The sequence below is a fragment of the Aliterella atlantica CENA595 genome (assembly GCF_000952155.1).
Classification (GTDB): Bacteria; Cyanobacteriota; Cyanobacteriia; order Cyanobacteriales; family Chroococcidiopsidaceae; genus Aliterella; species Aliterella atlantica.
The window spans coordinates 95441-116970 of the sequence record NZ_JYON01000005.1 but is presented as its reverse complement, the minus strand read 5'-3'; the positions used below and the strand labels follow the sequence as shown (position 1 = coordinate 116970).

Sequence of the window (21530 nt, the reverse complement as noted above, 5' to 3'; positions counted from 1 at the left end):
GCGATCGCCTTATCGTCTAGCTTAATTACAACTGTTTATATTAAATCTAGTCATAGGAATTCAGCATGGACAATAATAACTGGCTAAAGCAACTGATGATGCTTGGTGTGGGGACAACATCTTTAGTCGCCGAAAAAATACGCGAAGCAAGCGATGAATTAGTCAAAGATGGCAAGCTCAACCCCGAACAAGCTAAAGTCTTTGTCGATGATATGATGCAGCAATTGAAGTCAGAGCAAGGAAACTGGGAAACCCAGATGCAAAGACAAATCCGCAACGTCATGCAGGATTTAGGCGTACCCCGTCAGTCAGAAATGGACGAATTGCGCGGACGGATCGACCGTTTAGAGCGCCAAATCAGAGATTTGGAAAACAAGAATTGGCGTTAACAGTGACCAGTGACCAGTAACCAGTGACCAGTGACCAGTGACCAGTGACCAGTTAATCTCCATACTTGAAACGGGGATTTAAATAATGAATCAATTTTTTGATTTTTCGCGCCCTAATCGTTGCTTGGCTTGTACCTACTACTAACTGGTCATTATTTCAAGCTGGGCTTTGTCCGTCTATCTTGTTACACTGAAACTCGTTTCCTTTGTTTTTGAGGAGGAATAACTTTGAGAGAAATTCTCATCAGCTTAGGCGTAATTGTCGTTTGTGTTGTAACTATATTAGTGACTCAGTTTACAGGTCAGCCGCAAAGCGCGATCGCCGAATCACTATCTCAACCAAACACAGTCGCTCAAGTAAGCCCAAATAACTTAATTGCTAGCAAAACTATGTCAGACGAAAACGCTGTAACTACCGATTCTGGATTAAAATACATCGTCGTTAAGGAAGGAACGGGGGCGACTCCAAAAACAGGTCAAACCGTTACCGTTCACTATACGGGAACTCTAGAAGATGGCTCAAAATTCGATAGTTCGCGCGATCGCGGTCAGCCTTTTTCCTTTAAACTCGGTGTCGGACAAGTAATCAAAGGCTGGGATGAAGGACTTAGCACGATGAAAGTAGGCGATCGCCGTACGCTAATTATTCCCCCAGAATTAGGCTATGGCGCTCGTGGTGCAGGTGGTGTGATTCCCCCCAACGCTACTTTAAACTTTGATGTGGAATTGTTGAAAGTTAGCTAACTAGCTAAAAAGGCATGGGGAAAGCTATTTTCTCCATGCCATTAATTTAATCTTAATTAGCTCATGACTGATACATCTAAAAGTCGCAAACAAAAAGTAGCTGCTAGCTTTAATTTGGCATCGGTAGGCTACGATCTCCAAGCAGTAAGATTTTTAGCTCTAACTGCAAAACGTTTGGTAGAACTTGCAGCAATTGAAAGTGGTGAAACAATCCTAGATGTAGCAACGGGTACGGGTGCAGCAGCGATCGCTATTTCCCCTCGTGTAGGCGCAAATGGTCGAGTAATTGGTATAGACCTCGCCCAAGATATGCTCAATGTAGCGCAAAAGAACATTAAAAATGCAGGTCTAACTAATATTGACTTGCAAGTAGGAGACGGAGAAAATCTAGACTTCAACGATAATAACTTTGACAAGGTAATCTGCGCTTCTGGCATCTTTTTCTTTCCAGATATGCTAGCTGGCTTGCGCGATTGGTTGCGTGTCATCAAACCAGGTGGTATTGTCGCCTTCTCTAGTTTTGGCGAAAGCGCCTTTAATCCGATGCGAGAACTGTATGCCAACAGAATTCAAAATTATGGCGTTGAATTACCAACAGCAAGAGGGTTTAACAGACTAAATACAGCAGATAAATGTAGCGATTTAATGCAAGAAGCAGGTTTTATCGATATTAATACCTGTCAAGATCAATTAGGCTATTATCTGCGCGATTTAGATGATTGGTGGGATATAGTTTTGCATACAGGCTTTCGTCATTCCTTAGTGCAGATAGAACCTGAGAAACTAGAGCAATTTAAAACAGAATATCTAGCCGAAGTGGAAAAATTAGCCACAGATAAGGGCATTTGGCTAGATGTACCAGTTATTTTTGCAATAGGACGCAAACCAGTAATATGAATTTTTTAGTCCACCTGAGTGGACTAAAGTTTCAACCGCTAATGCAAAAAGTGACGAATCCCAGTAAACACCATAATCAACCCCAGTTCGTTAGCAGCCTTAATAGAATCTGCATCGCGCAAACTTCCTCCTGGTTGAGCGATCGCACTTATGCCTGCGGCGGCTGCTGCCTTGACCGAATCATCAAAGGGGAAAAACCCATCACTAGCAAGAAAACCGCCCTTAGCGCTCTCGCCAGCCTGCTCTAAGGCAATTTTTACCGAACCGACGCGGTTCATTTGTCCTGCACCAACGCCTGCGGTAGTAAGATTTTTTGTGACTACGATCGCATTTGATTTTACGTGCTTGCAGACATTCCAGGCAAACAATAATTCTGCCATTTCTGCGGTACTAGGTTGGCGTTCTGTAACTATTTGCCATTGGCTGGGATTAGCAACATAATTATCGGCAGCTTGGACTAAAAAACCACCAGATATAACCTTGACTGTATGCTGAATTTTGTTACTACTAGCATCGGGAAGCAGTAAAACGCGCACTTTAGATTTTGCCGCGAGAATTTCTTTTGCTGCTGTTTCGCAATCGGGAGCAACTACGCATTCCAAAAATGTCTGCGTTAAGGCTGTGGCTGTGGCTGCATCGATGGGACGGTTTAAGGCGACGATACCGCCAAATGCGGAGGTAGAATCGGCGTTAAAAGCCTTCTGGTAGGCTTCTACTACACTATCGCCTTGGGCAACACCGCAAGGATTAGTATGTTTGATAATTACAGCGGCGGGTGCATCTGTAAATTCGCTAACTATGCGCTGCGCTGCTTCTAAATCAACTATGTTGTTGTAACTTAGTTCTTTACCTTGCAGTTTAGTAGCTGCTGCCCAACCTGTAGCAGTATTTCCAGTTTGATACCAGGCGGCGGGTTGATGGGGATTTTCTCCATAGCGTAGAGGTTGGAGTTGTTGCCCAGTTAAGGTAAATTTTTCTGGTAGTGCATCTGTTGCTAAGTAATTGGCGATCGCACTGTCATACTGTGCTGTATGCAAAAATGCTTTTTGGGCGCACTGTTGGCGAAATTCTAGCGCTACTTTACCTTGATTTTGGCGTAATTGTTGCAAGTATGCATCGTAGCTGCTAGGCGCGCACAAAACTGTTACATGAGCGTGGTTTTTTGCCGATGCTCGTAGTAATGCAGGTCCGCCGATGTCGATTTGTTCGATCGCTTCTGCTAAAGTTACGTCAGGTTTGGCGATCGTTTGCTCGAATGGATATAAGTTGACTACAACTAAGTCAATCGGACTAATTTGATTGTTTTCTAAGTCTGTTAGGTCTTGTGGTACGTCTCGGCGGGCTAAAATTCCACCGTGTACGCGCGGGTGTAAGGTTTTGACTCTACCGCCTAGTATTTCTGGCGAACCTGTGTACTCGGCTACTTTGGTGACTGGGATACCTGCGGATTTTAGGGTTTGGGCGGTTCCACCACTGCTGATAATGTCGAAGTTGAATTCTTCTACTAATGTGCAAGCGAAATCTATTAGTCCTGTTTTGTCGGATACACTCAGCAGTGCTATACGTGCCATGTTGGAGAAATTTCCTTGTTGCTGGATTTAAGAAGAGTACGAACCGCCAACACGTGCGTGTAGCGTTTAGACGCGAAGAGCGCCAAAGAAAAGTTAGTTTTATTACAATAGGTTAAGAGAGTTTTTATATTAGGAGAAAATCTCTGTCTTTACAAGTTATTTCGGTTCCGCCGACTACGGATAAGGAACCTCGCGGGCTGGTTGTCGCTTTGCATGGTTGGGGTGCTAATAGTCAAGATTTGGCTAGTGTTGTCCCGCTCTTAAATTTACCTGATTATCAGTTTGTATTTCCTAATGCTCCGTTTGCTCATCCTCATGTAGCAGGGGGTAGGGCTTGGTACGATTTGCAAGACAATAATGCAGGGTATGCTGACGGTAAAAAAATGCTGGCTGATTGGCTGCAATCTTTGCCTGCAAGTACGGGTGTACCTTTGTCACGAACGATTTTAAGTGGCTTTTCTCAAGGTGCGGCGATGACTTTAGATGTAGGTTTAAGTCTACCGTTGGCTGGGTTGGTGGCTTTAAGCGGTTATTTGCATCCTGTTAGTTATCCAGATAGTAGTGTTTTTCCGCCTGTATTGCTAGTTCATGGTAGGCAAGATTATGTTGTGCCTCTAAGTGCTGCCCAAAAAGCGCGGGATACTTTGTCGGCTATGGGAGTGAAGTTGCAGTATCAGGAGTTTGATATGGGGCATGAAATTCGCCCAGAAGTATTAGCCCTGATTCGCAATTTTATCCTGGCACAACAATCTGCTGTAAAAGCCTAGCTATTTTTCTTCGGATAATCGGTCTAAGCCTTGATCTTCCCACGATAACGGGTCTTCTAGCGGCTCTAAATGAGTCATAATGTTGGTGCTAGGCAAGGCTTTACTAATAGCTAGTTCAATTTCTTCACAAAGATTGTGTCCGCGCTGCACGCTCCAATTTCCAGGTACGAGAACGTGGAAAGAGACAAAGCGGCGCGAACCAGCAACGCGCGATCGCATGGCATGAAATAATATGCCTTGGCGATCGTATGTTGCTAATACGTCAGTAATAATTTTTTGCTCTGATGCTGGTAAGGCTGTATCTAACAATCCATAACCTGTTTCTTTTAACAGCCGAAATCCTGCCCAGACAATATTCACTGCGACTAATAAAGCAATAATGGGGTCTAAGATTGACCAGCCTGTTAGTTTTACAAGTCCTAGCCCTACTAATACTCCTACCGAAGTCCAAACGTCTGTAAGTAAGTGATGCGCGTCAGCACGTAATGAAATTGACCTCAATCGCTTTCCCGCACGTAACAAAATTATGGCTACTCCACCGTTAATTGCGGTTGCAACTAAAGAAAGTATTAAGCCAATGCCTACTTGTTCTAATGGTTGAGGATTAATTAGTCTCCCTAATGCCGCTATGCCAATACTAATAGCCGCAATTAAGATTAACGCGCCTTCTAAGCCACTAGAAAAGTATTCCGCTTTAGAATGACCGAAAGTATGTTCATCATCTGGTGGTTGGGCTGCGAGTGTTAGCGCCCATACAGCCACAACTGCCGCTACTAAATTTACAACTGATTCTGCTGCATCTGAAAACAAACTGACAGAATTAGTAAAAAGATAAGCGCCAAATTTAAGGGCAATAGTAGCTACCGCAGCAGCAATCGAGAGGAAAGCATAAGAACGTGCTGACTTATGACTCATAAAAGAGAGTAGGGGGAGCAGGGGAGGCAGGGGAAGCAGGAGGAGATGATTTTTACTATCTTGTGTGTTCCTTGTCTCCTTGTCACAACTAATCTAGCTTCCTAGCAATTATCGTCCGATGCCGAGGAGTATTACAAGTGATTGTGGGTTTTGTAAATCCAGCCTCAACTAGCGCCTGTTCGATATCTAAACTGGAATACTCATCTAAATACGGCTCGGTACTTTTGAGTAGTGTCAAAATATATGGTGGCATTTTGGTAAATATTTCTGATTTGGGGTTCATATCCATAATTGTGAAATGCCCACCTGAACGTAGCAAGCGCTGTGCTTCCTGAAATATTTGCCGAGTTGCTGATTGGGGTAATTCGTGGAACATCGAAAAGCTAGAAACCAAATCGTAGGAATTAGCTGCTAGTTGGGTTGCTTCCGCAGCAGCATGAAACCAGTCAATTTGGGCATTACGCTGCCTTGATTGGTATTTGGCAACTGCAAGAAAATAAGGCGATAAGTCTATACCTGTAATCTTTGCTTGAGGAAACATAGCTTGCAAAGCAAAGCTACTCAAGCCTACGCTGCACCCCATATCTAAAATATCTTTTGGCTGTGAAGGTATTTGGCTAGAGATTACTTCATGATAGCTAGAACGTAGCATAGAGTCACCTTGAGCGCCTGCATCTTTCCAAATGTCTGCATGAACGGCATAGGCTGCAACTTCTACTTCTAGCGCGGCTTCCCAGTTGAGATTGCCGTTATCGTAGGCGTGAAACGCTCGCAAGTAGTATTCTGGATAAATAAGCTGCGGATTTTCAACTTGGGCAAGTTCTACTTCCCAGTTGTGAGATTTTAACTCTTGCACTGTTTTTGTCCAAGGTACGCCGATTTTCTCAGCGCGTTGAATCATCATTTGCCGCGCTCTATTTTTGGCAAGATTTGCTAAAGGTTTAATTGCTAGTACGCCATTTACTAAACGCGAAGCGATTCCAAGCTTATTATCTACAGCAGCAGTCATAAATAAGGTTATTTGAAGTTTTATCGGGAATTATTGCTCAATATACTAAATAATGCTCTGGTTGTTTAGTAATTTCTCTAAAGTAGGGCGCGTTGCGAACAACGCACCCTACCCACCTGCTGTTAATTTAGAAAATACTCTGACTCTCCCCAAAAAAGGCTCTAGGCAAATTGTAGGCGATGGCGATCGCACTTTAGTCTATATCCGCCGAAAATATACACAAAGCCAAGCTTTGATGCGCTCCTCAACTTATTGTAGCTGTAGAACATTCTACTTATTCTGGCATAACCGTGTTGGTAGTTGCTTCGCTGTAACTTCCAAAGCTTCATCTAGACTTTAATGACTAAGTAACTTTCTTATTTATTTCTTTTCCCAACATCACTAATTGACGATTAAACTTAATACTTAAGGAAGATGCGATCGCTTTCACCTTACTAACTAAAGAGTTACTATATACGTAGCGAGTAGAATTAATTGCTCTATTTTTTAATTATCACACATAGACATTTGTCAACTCGTCTTAGTAAAACTTAATTTAGTTCCAATACACTAACACTGAGAAATATTTTTGCAGGCTAATGGCTATGACAACCATTCAGTTTACTTTTTTAGCTGCTTATCTATTACCAAGTTCTATTTTTCTAAGCAATTGGCTAAAATTTTTTAACCAAAAGCGCAATTTGTCAATAGAAGAAGGTTTTTTATCTTGTGTTTTATTATTAATATCTACGATATTATGGCCGCTAATAATTCCTTATTACTGCTTAGAATTTTTGAAGGCAAGAATGCCAAAACGTCAGCTAGGTTATGTTATGCCTGCAGTTTTGGTAGTAGTTACAGTAGGAGTCTTGACTGTATCTAGTTTTGCCACGTCGAAAAGAATTATCGCTGAGGGATTAATTCATATTTTGCCTGATGCTAGTTTTTAGAAAAATATAGGTTTGTTTATTGCTTTCTTGAGCATTAGATATTAGACAATATTTAAATCAAAATTAGGTTTCAATACTTGAATATCTTGCTCGTTGAGCGAGCGATCGCAAGTCATAAGTAGTACCGATCTAATATAATAGCGCTGTTCGCAAGATTCGACTATAGTCCAACGCGGCTCTGACAATTTGCTATAAGGAATTATTTGCTCTTTTTGGTCGTAATTAGTTAAGTAAAAAACATCACCGCCATTATTGAGTAAAATTGCATCTTGAAAAACGTTAGCGGCTAATTGAGACAATCCTGCTAAGGTTGTACCAACATTATTACTCCATCCAGTTATATACATAGAACATAGATTGCCTTGCTTATCTATGCCTAGAATGTTATGGCAATAAATCGCTTCCAAAAATACAATATTGACTGAATTGGTAGTTAAATAATAAGTACCTGAAACGCCATTATTAGACTCTTGATATCCCTTATCAGCTAAAGCTTTTTTGACAATATATACATCATCACAGTAATTTCGCCATCGCACGCTTATTGGTTCGTATCTCAAAGCTTTCATCACAGTATCTACATTAATTTTTCGATTGCTATAGAACTGTTCTAGCCCTAAATCTAGCCAGTAACTCGTAATAGGTACAGCAGCGAATCTAAATACATGACGTAAATCGGCATAGCAACCAGAAATAATTTGTGTGGCTAATTCTTGGTGAGATATAGCTTGTCCGTTTTTGACAACTCTTTGCCCAGAAAATAGAAATTGAACTGCTGGAGATAACAATTTATTTGTATTTGCATAAATAGCTTGCCAACCAGTCTCAGATTGAATATCTTGATTTTGAAATCTAACTTGCTCTATGCTAGCTTTATTGTCTTTGTCAATAACTACACAGTCATAAGTTTGGGTGGCAATAGGTTCATCTTTTAAGCGAATTAATAAACCATCTTGTTTAAACCAAGCAACAAAATAAGAGTTTTGAGTTAAATTACCATTGGTAATAATACTAATAATTTTGTCGTTGCTAGATTGTTTATTTAATAAATAACGTATTTGATGTTCCCAAACAGAAATAGTCCCAGTACGTAAGTCTGCACCAAATAATTCTTTTCCTTTACAATCAATAAAGCGATCTAGGCTCAGGCGATCGCTAGCACTACTACCTCTAATAATTCCACTACCAAGATTAAATTCTTTTTGAACTGATAATACAGGTTTAATCGTATCTTGGTTATAACGAATACACAAAATTTGACTACTTATGCCGCGACGACGACCTGCTGGTGTCATTTTTTGCTCGTCAGGAAGTGGGTTAGGTACAAAAGCAGTTGATATTAGCAAAATCTGTCAACCTCAAAAAAAATAGATCCATGTTCGATGGATCTAGATTTTAGATAATTTAATTAGGTAGATATTGCGCTCAAAGTTTGATTTATATTTTGCAGCAGCCGCAAACAAAGAGCGAGTTTTGACTAGAGAGCAAATAAATTACCAATTCCAAGTTCCTGGACCACCCTTAAAAGGTCCAACAATATCGCTAGTAATCCAGCCACCGTAGAAATCGCCTGGTTGTGACTTTACTTGTTCGCCATCTACATAGCAAGCATCCATCAAATGGGCATAAAAAGCTACGTAATCTTTAATCGCTGCAAAAGCCGCTGTGGGAGCCGGATAATACCAAGCAGCATTTTGTTCTTGTCTTTCTCCTACTAGCACAGTATAGTATGCTGCTCTACCCTTCCACTCGCACCAACTAGAATGAGGCATCACCACCAACCGCTCCATTTTGATATCGCTAGGGGGAATGTAGTAAACAGGTGGATGGCTAGTTTCCAGCACCCGTTTTGCCTGGCGCGTATCTGCGATCGTTACTTCATTAAATACAATCTGAATATGTTTATTTGTATCTTCTAGGCGAGGAGGGCGCGGGTAATCCCAAACCGATTCCTGACCCGGACCAGGTTCAATACGTTGCCGATTAACCATTTTTAACGCTAAAAGCTACTGCTTTGAGTTTATAGCTAGTAGGGACAAGGAAAGCAAGGGGGAAGCTTATTTAATTGTTAATTGATAGCGCTCTTCCATTTGCACCGATTTAATTTGACCAAAGAAAGAGGAAAAGCGGCTTTTGCCTTTCCCCTTCCACTTTAGCCTTTTTCCTAGCGGAAACTGCCTGGATTTAGCTTGCGATTGTTTCTAGCTGGGGTTGCACCAGACTTTTTGGCTGGTATGCCATTACTGAGTTTTGCGCCTGTACCGCCGTCAGCGCGATCTAAAAATGGTCTGAGGTTAATGCTTTTTGCTGAAAACTGTTTCTTTCCACCCAAAACTGAACGTCCTACATTGAGCAAACGATCTACTTGGCTGTTACCTCTGCCTCCCCTGTAGGTGTAAACGCCTTCAGTTTGCCCGCCGCTGTCAGCTACAGTCAAGTTTTCAAATACGCGATCGCGTGTAACAATCGGATCTTGTCCAGGAGGAACTGTTAAGACAATCCGACAGGTAGGAACTTGCTCTGTAGTAACGCAGATAGTATTGTAGCCATTTTCTACATCTGTAGTCAGTTCCACTAAGCCATCAGGACGATATAGCTCTAAGCGTCTAGCAATTTCATTACAACGTCTTTGCGAATTCCAACCACCACCTAAAGATGCTGGAGTTGCCCAAGGAAAAGCTTGCTCAGGTTGGCTTTCGGGGAAATACATCACAGTATATTCCCCATTGTATGACTGACAGCCAAACCGAGTATTTCGGTCATAAATAGGGTTAGATGAACCATTGCCCGAACTAGATGAGCCTGAAGTTCCGCCTTCTGTATCTACCACAACATCTGATGGATTGGAACCATCATACTGATTTCTCGGCGCAGCCATAGCGCTAGTTTGTCCTAGTAAGAAAGCCATACCTACAGCTAAACTAATACCTTTGGCTTGGAGATGAAACTTTTGTAGTGACATATAGACCCTAATAATTTGACGAAACAACTGTTGATTGTTTATTTAAGCAGCATCATCTATTTGTGACGCTTTTTTTGGTCTGCTGTTTCTGAATTTGGGGAGTTTTTTTGCTTTTGGCTCGATTTAGGCGTGCTGCGCTACTTCCAGTAATTGTTAGCAGCGATCTCTTTGGGTAATAGTTCCTATTTTTTAATACTATAGTCAAAATCTACTACCTCGACTTGATGAGCTTCAACTAATGATGGAACTTCCAGACGGTCGAATAAACGGGCGATCGCAATTTCTGGAACTGGCTGCGGACGTTGGCGATTTTGCTGGAGTAGCGTCTCCCAAGGCACTTCTAGATAGACAATCCGAATTTTTGAGCGATACGCAGCAAATAAATCGATTAATCCCGCCCTCACTTGCTGAGAAATATTAGTTGCATTCCAAACAAAAGAAGTTTGCGATCGCAGCATCTCTTTAGCTAGTTGTTTGGCTTTGCAGACAACAGCGCCTTGGTCTGTTTCTGGAGCAATATTAAGTTCTTGACGAATACGATCTAAAGAAATAACAGGGTAATTGCTAGCGCGATCGGCAATCCAGCGATCTTTACCAACTCCAGGCAATCCTGACATCAAGATAACCTGACAATTGGTATCGTCATAGGCAACGTAATTAGGATCGCCATTTTCTTTATGGAAGTAGACAAAGCGACTAAGATCCGAGGCAAAAGCGCGTGGTTGGTTCCAGCAATCTTGTTCTTGACAATACTCTCGGAAAAATTCAATCGTATCTAGTAGTCTATTTCTATCAGCGCAAATTCTTCCCAGTACGTCTGCTTGTGCCATCAAAGCCAACCAATCGCAGCGCGTAGTATAGCTAGCAGCAATGACAGAACGTTGCGGATTAGGTTTATCCCAAAACCATAACGGCAAACTGCCTAATTGCACGATCTGGGCGATCGCTTCTCGAATCTGAAAAGGCGCATCCAAATCGCGCAAGATACGACGAGCAAGCCGCGCGCCTTGGCGAACGTGTCCTTTGCTTGCAATTCGTCCTTCTACTTCTTGAGTCGCTTGGGGTTTAGCAACATCGTGCAGCAACGCTGCTGCAAACAAAATCGAGCGCTCAATAGCTGGAAGTTGCTGCCATGACAAAAGAGATACCAAGGCTTCACAGACAAGCTTTGTATGAGTTAAAACGTCGCCTTCAGCGTGGTAGATTGGGTCTTGGGGACAATTAGCAAGCGATCGCAGCCAATCGAATTGCTCTAATGATGACCAATCAATAGACTGATTGACTTCTGGGCAATAGGGAAATATCCAATTTGTATTCATAACTTTAGGGGCGCAACACCGTACGCCATTACTCAAATAGATTTACATTTGCACGTAATTGATTGGGAATAATCGGACGATTGAGCCAGTGACTTTCCGACTGCAAGATAGTTGTCAAGAAATCTGCCCGCACGTACTTATATCTTTCTTCCGTCCAATTTTCTGATTCGACTTTGATATACAAGCCTTCCATCAACGCACTGCAATTAGTTTGTGCCAAGGCGCGATCGCTATCTAAACCTTGTGCAGTACACAGGTGGCGCAAGCAGTCAATATGTCCAGAGTGGATAAAGTGCGATTGCGCTAACAATTCCAACAATTGTTGATGAGAATGCAAATATCCCGTAAATAAAACGGGAACAGATGCGATCGCCAGTTTTGCTAGCAATTTTTGCCGCTGCTTGGTACTGAGAAATTGCTTACTCTCTAAGTCCAAAACATCGTATTCGAGAAAGTAGTGAGGCAAAGCATTATAAAAAACAGTATGTTTTGCATATAGCCATTCGCCGTAGAGAATAAAGCGACTTCCCAACACTTCCCACAATGCAGAAGCGCGAACCGCAGCCCATTGTTTGAATAAGTTGAAATGTTTTTCTCTTGCACCACCTGTAAGATAATGCCCGCGACTTTGCAAGCGCAATTGTCCGTCAGCACTAAAGCTAATAGCAGCATTTGCACCATCTACCTTTTCTTCGACAACAACAAAGCGATCGGCTATGCGATTAAAGGGAATACTAGCAAGGTCTTCGTCTCCTGGTTGCAGCCTTGAGCCTTGAATATGAAACGTTCGGGGATACTTATAAATCTGCTCCACGATACCATCACCTCAATTTCACAAACAAACTGTGATGTAGAGTTGATTTCTCTACACCAAAAAACTTGAGTGACGAAGCAGATTAGAAGATGACCACCACAGCTTTTTAGAAGACTTATCTTACAATATACTACAGTTTTACTACAATATCAATAGTAGGGTGTGTTGGCGGAGCAACGCACCCTAAGAGGTAGGCGATCGCACTTGTGCAGATTTGTAGTTTATTTACTGCTTGTGCAGCACAAGCCTTTAGGCTGATAAAATTACTAAATAATACCTCACTTGTAAGCTGCGTGCAGTCAAAGTAGGAGTAAGCAGTGGAATCAACGTTCTTGCTTCACAAGCCAGTCAGTTACGGAAGCTCCTTTGCCAACTTCCTCTTCTTGATGATGCTTTTACTCCACATCATTGCTGGGGCGATCGCACCGCTTTCGGCTATTGTAGCCTTCACAGCGCGAAAAAGCGTCCGGAGCGCACGTGCGCTCCGGACGCTTTTTCGCTTGGTCGATGGTCATCGTGGTGCTCGCAGGGATCTTGCTCGACGTGGTTCGGCTCTGCTTTTTCGTGAAAGAAAACCATACGAAATATGCAGGTTACACCATGCCCAGTACCTATCCGGCACGCTTGGGCTTTTTGTTTGTGGGTCTGTGCATCCTCTACATTTTACGAGAGGTCACACCGCCGCGCTTATTCCGTAGGCAGTCCAGGGATACGGCTGTTACAGTAGTACCTAGCCTGCTCGTTGCGACCGGACTAATACTCACGGTCATTATCACTTTGCGACTCAATCCGTGGACTGGTGCGCTGTGGACGATCTGGACTTTCAGCCTCATTGTTATCGTTATGGCGCGAACAACCTCGTCTTCGGATAGTAACCGTGCGATAGATGTGGCGCGACATCGCTTTGGCATGAGCTGCTTGGCAGCATTCAGTTGGTGGGGTGCGCTTCAGGGGTTTGGTCCAGCGATCGCCATCGCGCTTCAGGGCGACGATCCATCTACTAGACCATATCTGGGCAACCAGCCTGGTCCGTTTTCGCTAGCGTTTTTTCTTTTCCTTGTTGGCTGGGCACCGTTCTTTTTCCTCGCAGCATATCTAATTCGCCGCTTCACCAAGCTACGTCACACCTAACTATGTCTGTGCAGCGGACGAGCTAAATGCGCTGAGGCTGAGTTACGCTTTATTTGTCGCCGCTGAGTTTAACCGTCAGACTGCTTTCAATCTTGAAGTAAAATCGTTAGTAAGATTATCAGGTGTATTGTGACAACACACCCTACAAAATTGGCGCTCGCACTGGCAAAGAAATGATGCATAGTGCGATCGCCTCGATCTAGTTAATCTTTCTCTGGAAAGCGAAGGTTCCAGATTGTCCTGGTTGAAGAGGACCAGCTACCGTGTCTATGTATGTAGTTACATTTACTCCTAAAGCATCAGCAATTGAGACACTAGCATCAAGATAAGTAACAATTCCATTCGGGTCTTTAGCTGCTTGAGACACATGGCTGGTATCTATAACTCCATTGTTATCATTGTCAATTGCCCAATTATTGCTACCTGCTCTACCATCCTCTCTAAGGATAATGCCACCAATATTTAGAATCGAATTATTATTAGAGCCTGACTGAGAACTAGAAATGTTGGTATAGGTAACGCGGTATTCAATAATATTGCCAGATGCGCCAGTTTTACCTGTAGCACTAAAGGTTTCATTACCTGGTTTTACATCAGGACCAGTGCCTTTAAGAATTCGAGATTCCTTAAATAGCTTTAAAAATCCGGTGTAAACTCGGTCAATTGTATCGTTATAAGTTTCGCCTGGATCGAATACGCCATTACCGCCTATACCTAACGGACCGCCTATACTATCAATAAAAGCTCGGATTGGAACTGGGAACCCTTTTGCCGTATCGGTAGATAAGGCAGTACCAACTGGCAGGTCAACAACAACTTGATAATTAATAGGTACGCCCAATCCTAAAACAGGAAGTTTAAGAGCCAAAGCAGAATCGAGAGTAAATCTGCCATTGCTGTAAGTATAAGCTGCGGTAGTGGTTGAGTAGGTCAAGTAGACTTTTGTCCCTTCTGGTAGATCGCTAGGATTAGCTGGAGTTATAGGAACTAACGATACATCATTTAATAAGGTTGAGGTAGGAATACTAACAGTGTTAAAGAAGGTGACAGGAGCAGGATCGATTGTGGAACCAGGAACAGTGTTAGCTGGAACCAATGCTGAGGCGTTAGTAAAGTCATCGTTATTATCTGTAGGTCCTGCTGCCTCTGGACGTAAATTAGGACCATTTAAAATTGATGCTAAGACGAGCGTAAACAAGTTGACTTCACCTCCCGTACCCGTACCCGCATTGTCATTATTAGTATCTCTACCTTGCAAAGTTGCATTTGCCACCCCGTTGTTCGGCAGATTAGAGCCAGGGCTACCATCGTCATTGTAGTTACTGGGAGACTGGTCGCCTGATTCGTCATAAACAAGGTTAGCTGATGAGTCTCCAGCAGATTGACCAAATAATTGAGCAATACTCTCTATAGTTGCAGTCGTGGCTGCGGTAGAGACATTATTAGTTACTACTTGGAAAGAGAAACCTGTTACATTTGCGCCTGTGGCGATCGCACTAGAGTAAATAAAGCCAACTCTAGTAACTTGATTGATATTAGTTGGCTGCACAGTTGTCCACAGAGCATCATTGGCATTGATAGAAGTGCTGTCAGTTGTGTAAACTACGGTCCAGCCGACAGGAGGTGTAGCTACACTAGCTAAATGCGTACCTACTGGAATTGCATCTGATACTAAAATTCGCCTAACTGGACTAGCACTATCAACTTTAATACTCGTTCCTACTAGATCGGCAGGTGTTTTTCCTCCACTATTTAGAGGCGCTGTCGCTGCTACTTTCAAACTTAAATTGTATGATAACCTGTCATCGCTGAGATTGTTGGGAGTATTGGAGTTGGTGTAGTTTGCTCTTACCTTAGAAAGGGTAGCAAAAGCTTGTGATGTTACAGTGTTGATAGCGATCGTCGTTGCTTGAGTAGCACTAGCTTCTCGTTCGCCATTTGCTGGTACACCTGCTGTTTCTCCTGCTGTACCGTCTAGGTTATCAATAGTACGTACTTCGTTAGCATTGGCATTATCAACATTATCTGGTTGGTTTTGAGTGCCAACACTACCATCATTAGTAGCCGTATCGCCTAATCGAACGGCAATTGAGGTTCCAGAGGTTACTGCTGACCCAACATTAACTCCAACTCGTACTTTGACAGTGCCATTAGCTGGAATTGAACCAGTGGTAAAACCAGTGTTAGGAATTGTAGTTTCAAACGTACCGTTGCCATCTAAATCTGCTGTGATGGAATTAGTAGTTGCTGGACCTGTAACTGTCACTTGACCGGGAATAAAGAAACGAGTAGGATCGTTACCTACATTACTTACTAAAAAGTCGTAATAAAGCAGATCGTTAGCTACAACAATCCCGCCAGTTGAATCAGTTACTCCTTGAGGAAATACTGTAATACCTGCCACCTCTGCCACAGTCACTTCAACCGTATTAGATGCAGCTTGGTTGAGGATGTTTACTCCCAAGTTGTTGAGGTAGTTATACTCTGCTGTTGCCGTATTACTAATTTTTCCACCAGCAGTTGTACCTTCAGCCAACACAGGAGAAACAAACTGAAAAATACTGCCCATAATTAGAGCCGTTACCGTTAGTAGGCGAGAAAAATTAGAATTATTTATATGTATGCTTCTAACAATTTGATTATAGCAAACTTGTTTATTCATAGAAATTTTCAATTACTTGGGTTGATAAACATCTATCAATTGAATAGATATTTAAACTTGCGTATTAAATAAGATATTCAATAGATTTGTAAATACTAGACAAGAACTAACTTCAAACTTTGCTAACGTAAAATGCAATAAAAACTTTCAATTTATTGACGTGCGTGTAAGTAAAGCAAAAAATGCTCTAAGGATAGCAATTAAATTCAGCTAAGTTTTATTATTAAAAATTTTAAAATTTTGATGAAAATTCATCCTCAGTAAAATTATTGAATTTTAAATGTTGTAAATTTAGATATCCTTAAGTAGAGACTCTTATCGATCGCTCATTAAGCCGATCGAATTAGGTTGTATATAAAATAGTTTAAGTATTTACACCGGGTCTTTCTAATTTAGTAACTTCTACGAAGCGTGTAATAATAGTATTATTACTGATAATGTAATTATTTCATTTAAATTTTTTCTGATAGCTCAAAAGCTAAATAAGCTATTTATATAACCGTATGGACTGTATAAAAATGATTGCTATGCGCGATAAACAAGCACAGTCTATTAGACAATGAGAGGTGGCACTTAGTAAAAAAATGACTATAAATTTAGCAAGTAAGTTATAGGACGGCTATCAATAAATATCAAAGTTTTATCTGCTAAATCATTCTTGAGTATAATAAATTTGGTAACTTACAACACTAAATTAAGAAAAGAGTATTTTCTCAGGCGATCGCGCTTTAATAATTTAGCTTCTAGTCTTAAAAAACTAACTTATATCAGCAAACGTTCTCTGATTCAAAAATCGCCAAATTATCTGATAATATCTAATTACAGTAATTGTTTTGAGTTTTATTGAGGGCTTGTTACATATACCTGATTCATTACCTTACTTCCTCCTTCTGAGAGTAAACTGCGAACTTCCTTGAACTCAAATTTTCATACCTTCGTATCCTAAACGCTAACTTCGCTATGCTAAAGTGGTTTGTTTTTCTATTACCTACGCCTAAGTTATGAAACTACAAACTAGCGAATGACAGATGTTAGCTACTCTTGCAAACTATATGTGCTTGTGCAGCGGCAACAACACGGTAAATGTTGTGCCAACTCCGACTTCACTTTGAACGGTAATCTCACCGCCATGTAAGTCAACAGAGCGTTTGACAATAGCTAGCCCTAATCCCGTACCAGAGAGCGTACCAACATTGCTAGCTCGATGAAAAGAGTTAAATAATTTATCTCGATCTGCAACTGGAATGCCAATACCTCGGTCTTGAATGCGGAAAACTACTTCTACTTGTTGCCAAATTAGTTCAAAATCAATGTCGCCACCTTGAGGAGAATACTTAATCGCATTAGCAAGCAAGTTGCTAAGAATGTGGCGTAACAGCTTGCCATCTAAATAAGCCTTGTTACATACGTCTCGATTGACGTAGATGCGATTGACAAAGTTGAGAGTATGGCTCTTAGTGGTAATTCGCATCTCTTCTACTAAGTCAGAGCAGAATTGTACTACATCTAAAGGTACTGGCTTAAACTCTAGCTTCCCAGCTTCGGCTTTGCCAATCAACAGCACGTCATTTAACAAATCAGTCATGTGTTTTACTGTGGTTTGAATGCGTTGGAGATGGTTAAGTTTTTTCTCGTCGCTCCATCTCAAGCTGTAACGTTCGAGTAACTCAGCAGAGGATAAAATTGTCGTCAGTGGAGTCCGAAACTCATGAGAAGTCATTGTCACAAAGCGCGACTTTAGTTCGCCGAGTTCTTTTTCTTTGGCTAAAGCATTACGCACCTCTGCTTCCGCTTGCTTGCGGTGAGTAATGTCACGCACAATTGCCATTACTTCGTCGGGAGCGCAAACAGCAATTCGAGCTTCGTAGTCGTGTAGTTGTTCGTGCAGCAGCAGTTGGTATTCCAGAATTTGCACATCACTACTTGCGATCGCCCGTTCTACGCCGCCGATAATTAACTGAGCTATTTCAGGTGGTAACACTTCGCACAGGTGTTTGCCCAAAAAGTCACGAGCAGTCAAGGGTAAATGATTGCCCTTTGCTGCTTCAATGTTTAGCAAAATGCCGTCGGAGCTAATGCGAAACATTGTATCTGGAATAGCCTTTAACAGGGCGAGATTTGTGGCTAAACTCGCTCGCAGTGCGGCTTCTGCTAAATGGCGTTCTGTAATTTCTTTTTCTAGTTCGAGTTTAGCCCTCTCAGCTACCCGCGCCCGAATCAGCGCTTCCTGAGACTGCTTGCGTTCGGTAATATCTTCAACAGTGCCTTCATAGTACAGCAAAGTACCGTTAACATCTCTAATCGCATGAGCGCTTTCGCAAATCCAAATTACGCTTCCATCTTGACGATAAACTTGCGCTTCTAGTCCTAACACAACTCCATCTTTTGCCATTAACTCCACAAACTTAGTTCGCAGATCGGGGTCAACATAAAGTTGCTGCTTGATGTTTCTGAGGCTAGCTATCAGTATTTCGGGAGATTCATAGCCATAGATGCGGGCGAGGGCAGGATTGGCACTAAGATATCGACCATCTGGTGTCGTTTGGAAAATTCCCTCAACTGCATTCTCAAAGATGCTGCGATACTTGGCTTCTGCTTGTCTCAGGGCAATTTCTGCTTGTTGGCGCTGTTTTAAGAACAGAACTAGACGCTGTATAAGTAGGAGGATAATTGCCCCAAATATCAATGCAGCTAATAGCAGGGAAGCAATCAGATAACGTTGGCTGTGTTGACCTTGTTTGTATAATTCTCTAGGAACTTCTACGCGCAACAGCAAAGCTGGCTTGCCATAAATATCTTTCACCATTGTGTATGCAGCAAGCGTTTGTTCGTTCAACGGACGAACTACAACAGTTCCTTGCTGAGATAACGATGAACGTGCTGCTTGGAAGTCAGGCGGCAACTGAGTTTTATTCAACTCATGTATGCTCAAAGATCGCCGAGTTATCTTAGTTAAATCCTCAACTACTTCATTATTTACATAACGTCCAATAATTAGCGCTCCACGAATAGGTCCTTCACCTTTACTTGTCAAAATAGGACGGGAAGCAATTAACATTGGTCCTTCTGGCAGTAAGACTATTCCAGATACAACACTGTTTTTATCTGTATGCTTCAGCAGTATGTTATCAGTAACGAGGTGTTTGCTTAGCTCTTGGGGTATAGGTAGGTTCTGGTTATTTTCCCAATCAAAACCAGTACCATACACAATGCGATCGGCAAAGTCAGTGTAAACTATCAAGTTCAGCTTGACCAGTGCTAGCTGCTGAGGATCGAGGTTTGACTTGATGTATGCTTTATTTGCGTTTTGAATGAAGGTATAAGTGTCATCCCATGTAGCCCATTCGACAAAGCGCGAACTAAAATCCTCTTGGGTATGATTCAAGACGCTCAAAACTCCAGCAACAACTTGACGAGCATTTTCCTGCTCTGCTCGCTTAATGTTATGCGCCAATATAGTTGATGAAGTAGTATAGAGAACTCCAACAAGACCAGTAAATGCTAATCCGAGTAGGAGTAAAGTCTTTTTCGGTAGTGTCATGCAATCTTTGGTACTTAGTAATTAAGCTTTGTCTCTCCTCTAAAAGCCGAAAGTAATAGAAAGATTCCTAGCTTGGGTCAAATTAGATTTAGTATGCTTTACAGCTAAACAAAGGTTGAGTTTGCGGATAGTCAGTTAGGAGATTGTGGTAAAAGCTGGAAGCAAATTGAGTTGCTTGTGGTTTAACTCGTTCAAAACTTTGTTATACAAGTTCAATATTCAAAGACATAGTTAAGTATCTGTAATTTTGCTTGCTTTAAAATAAAAATTTTAACTATGTTAAGTCACGATATTTCGTAGGTATCTGGTACGCTTTTTGCCTTTTGCATCTCCCTAAAGTATGAGATCTAAGCATAAAAATTATTTCTTATCTTCCAAATAGAAGGGGCTTATATTCAAATAATGTATTAGCTACAAATTAGTAATTATTCGCTCGTGCATTTCTAATTAAAGTTGACTATCTTGCTTAATTTTTCTTAGCCAAAACTACGCTTCTATTAATATCTCGGTATTCCCAAAATCTACCACCGTAATTCTACGGATGTTTATGTATTACGCGTAAACTGGTCTATATTTCATCTGTAAATACCACATTATTTTCCTTCAGTTCAATTATTTATTATTAAGTTTTTGATTAAGCTAACGAATAAGCTAATAGTTGTACGCTGAATGATTATTAATATTTAATGCAAATTAATTGCCAGCATTGGCACTAATTGAAATAGATGAATTAGCTTGATAGCGATTGCCTTTTTTCTAAATGCTATAGCGATTATGTTGTATTTTATACATATTTTTGAGAGCATCAAAAAACTACCCTTTCAGGTAGGAAAAATTCTTTTAGCTAACAGTTAAAACAGAATCGGTAGATTTAACAAAGTTTTGTTGCCTAAACCCCTAACAAAAACAGGAAACACTCTAGGCATGAAAAAACAAAGCAGTTGGAGATAAAACAAACAACTGTGCAGAAAATACGTTAAAACCTCAGTTCAATTAAAATATCCACCGGAGAAGATGTATGTCTTACACTGTAGATTCTAACAATTCGCTAACAGATAATTTGCCTGCCGCAGTCGCCGATGCTGTTTTACAAGATGCCTCTGTACGACTGGGGTTGCCTATTGCCGAACTACGCATCGTTCAAGTTGAAAATCAAACTTGGGCAAATGGTTGTTTGGGATTACCTCGCCCAGGCGAGATTTGTACTGAGGCTTTAGTACCTGGTTATAGGGTAACGGTAGAAGATAGACAACAATTGTTGGTTTATCGCACAGATACATCGGGTTCTCAGTTGAGAATAGATGAAAATGCCAGCCCGACAAATCTGCCGCCTAACTTATTTGAGCTTCAAGGTTACGATACGCAGATTGTCTATTCAACTACTAGCATTAGTGGAGTGCCGCAATTACGATACTTGCGAGGTGAAATCAGTCGAACTTTTAGTGGCGAAGAGGTTCAACTAGAAGAAACCGGAATTGGTCAGAGCGTGACAGTTCTGCTCCAAAATGGCGCAGCAGATGAACCGATTGAAAGTTTAACGATGTTGCTACCAATTGTTCAATTGTCTGCACAGGTGCAACAACTCCCGATGCAAACAATTGGCATTCTCAGTCGGCGGACAATTTTTGTCAATCCTGCTACGCCAGGGCAATTGCAGACTTATGACACGCTCAATTTGTTTGGTACTGCCCAATTAGTCAATTTCTAAACTCCTTGGTTGGGTGCATCTGCTCTCGATTTTTTCAAATCAATTTGCTAGTCGGTACGTTTGTATTCACAACTATGAGAGGATTACAAACTAGGTTTAGGAGTAGATTGTTATAGTAAATGCGATCGTTACACAAACTAGATCTGCATAAATTGTTACTATTTCCGTAACC

The 21530-nt window shown here is 41.5% G+C and carries 18 protein-coding genes; 8 read left to right on the top strand and 10 right to left on the bottom strand.

Annotation, left to right across the window (positions count from 1 at the left end; all coding sequences use genetic code 11):
- The first annotated feature begins 65 nt into the window (after positions 1–65).
- The 3 genes from UH38_RS06795 (at position 66) to UH38_RS06785 (ending at position 2030) form a co-directional block, all read left to right on the top strand.
- Positions 66–389, top strand: a complete 324-nt coding sequence (locus UH38_RS06795; protein ID WP_045053885.1) for a phasin family protein — start codon at positions 66–68, stop codon at positions 387–389.
- Positions 390–617: 228 nt separating this feature from the next.
- Positions 618–1133: an FKBP-type peptidyl-prolyl cis-trans isomerase gene (locus UH38_RS06790; protein WP_045053884.1), complete on the top strand. Its 516-nt coding sequence runs from the start codon at positions 618–620 to the stop codon at positions 1131–1133.
- 63 nt (positions 1134–1196) lie between these two features.
- A complete protein-coding gene (locus UH38_RS06785) occupies positions 1197–2030 on the top strand; it encodes a class I SAM-dependent methyltransferase (RefSeq protein WP_052672287.1) in 834 nt (277 codons plus the stop codon).
- Positions 2031–2068: 38 nt separating this feature from the next.
- Here the strand turns inward: UH38_RS06785 and purH are convergent, their stop codons facing one another.
- Positions 2069–3601 carry a bifunctional phosphoribosylaminoimidazolecarboxamide formyltransferase/IMP cyclohydrolase gene (purH, locus tag UH38_RS06780; RefSeq protein WP_045053883.1) on the bottom strand — a complete coding sequence of 511 codons (1533 nt, stop codon included), beginning with the start codon at positions 3599–3601 and terminating at the stop codon, positions 2069–2071.
- 143 nt (positions 3602–3744) lie between these two features.
- On the opposite strand from purH, the gene UH38_RS06775 reads away from it, so the two are divergent.
- Complete coding sequence (locus UH38_RS06775) at positions 3745–4368, top strand: alpha/beta hydrolase (protein ID WP_045053882.1); 624 nt, start codon at positions 3745–3747, stop codon at positions 4366–4368.
- Here the strand turns inward: UH38_RS06775 and UH38_RS06770 are convergent, their stop codons facing one another.
- Complete coding sequence (locus UH38_RS06770) at positions 4369–5283, bottom strand: cation diffusion facilitator family transporter (protein WP_045053881.1); 915 nt, start codon at positions 5281–5283, stop codon at positions 4369–4371.
- Between the two features lie 88 nt (positions 5284–5371).
- Positions 5372–6292: a class I SAM-dependent methyltransferase gene (locus UH38_RS06765; RefSeq protein ID WP_045053880.1), complete on the bottom strand. Its 921-nt coding sequence runs from the start codon at positions 6290–6292 to the stop codon at positions 5372–5374.
- A 52-nt stretch (positions 6293–6344) separates the two neighbouring features.
- Here UH38_RS06765 and UH38_RS06760 point away from each other — a divergent pair, with 52 nt between their 5' ends.
- The gene (locus tag UH38_RS06760) at positions 6345–6632 is read left to right on the top strand and encodes a hypothetical protein (RefSeq protein ID WP_045053879.1); all 288 of its coding nucleotides are present in this window, start codon (positions 6345–6347) and stop codon (positions 6630–6632) included.
- Between the two features lie 445 nt (positions 6633–7077).
- Positions 7078–7221, top strand: a complete 144-nt coding sequence (locus tag UH38_RS26675) for a hypothetical protein (RefSeq protein WP_160295936.1) — start codon at positions 7078–7080, stop codon at positions 7219–7221.
- 41 nt (positions 7222–7262) lie between these two features.
- On the opposite strand, the gene UH38_RS06750 is transcribed toward UH38_RS26675, so the two are convergent.
- The 5 genes from UH38_RS06750 to UH38_RS06730 form a co-directional block, all read right to left on the bottom strand.
- On the bottom strand, positions 7263–8567 hold the full coding sequence (locus UH38_RS06750) for a hypothetical protein (RefSeq protein ID WP_144405636.1): 1305 nt from the start codon (positions 8565–8567) through the stop codon (positions 7263–7265).
- Positions 8568–8714: 147 nt separating this feature from the next.
- Positions 8715–9212, bottom strand: coding sequence for a DUF427 domain-containing protein (locus tag UH38_RS06745; protein WP_045053877.1), 498 nt, complete (start codon positions 9210–9212; stop codon positions 8715–8717).
- Between the two features lie 173 nt (positions 9213–9385).
- Positions 9386–10183 carry a COP23 domain-containing protein gene (locus UH38_RS06740; protein WP_045053876.1) on the bottom strand — a complete coding sequence of 266 codons (798 nt, stop codon included), beginning with the start codon at positions 10181–10183 and terminating at the stop codon, positions 9386–9388.
- A gap of 182 nt (positions 10184–10365) precedes the next feature.
- On the bottom strand, positions 10366–11502 hold the full coding sequence (locus UH38_RS06735) for an AAA family ATPase (protein WP_045053875.1): 1137 nt from the start codon (positions 11500–11502) through the stop codon (positions 10366–10368).
- Between the two features lie 28 nt (positions 11503–11530).
- Positions 11531–12319, bottom strand: coding sequence for an RNA ligase family protein (locus UH38_RS06730; protein ID WP_045053874.1), 789 nt, complete (start codon positions 12317–12319; stop codon positions 11531–11533).
- 474 nt (positions 12320–12793) lie between these two features.
- Here UH38_RS06730 and UH38_RS06725 point away from each other — a divergent pair, with 474 nt between their 5' ends.
- Positions 12794–13447, top strand: coding sequence for a hypothetical protein (locus UH38_RS06725; protein ID WP_235355109.1), 654 nt, complete (start codon positions 12794–12796; stop codon positions 13445–13447).
- Positions 13448–13646: 199 nt separating this feature from the next.
- Here UH38_RS06725 and UH38_RS06720 read toward each other — a convergent pair whose 3' ends face one another.
- Both UH38_RS06720 and UH38_RS24710 read right to left on the bottom strand, forming a co-directional pair.
- Positions 13647–16109: a DUF7925 domain-containing protein gene (locus UH38_RS06720; RefSeq protein WP_200892323.1), complete on the bottom strand. Its 2463-nt coding sequence runs from the start codon at positions 16107–16109 to the stop codon at positions 13647–13649.
- Positions 16110–17157: 1048 nt separating this feature from the next.
- Positions 17158–19650, bottom strand: a complete 2493-nt coding sequence (locus UH38_RS24710; RefSeq protein ID WP_052672284.1) for a sensor histidine kinase — start codon at positions 19648–19650, stop codon at positions 17158–17160.
- A gap of 1018 nt (positions 19651–20668) precedes the next feature.
- On the opposite strand from UH38_RS24710, the gene UH38_RS24705 reads away from it, so the two are divergent.
- A complete protein-coding gene (locus UH38_RS24705) occupies positions 20669–21358 on the top strand; it encodes a hypothetical protein (protein ID WP_052672283.1) in 690 nt (229 codons plus the stop codon).
- The last annotated feature ends 172 nt before the right edge of the window (positions 21359–21530 follow it).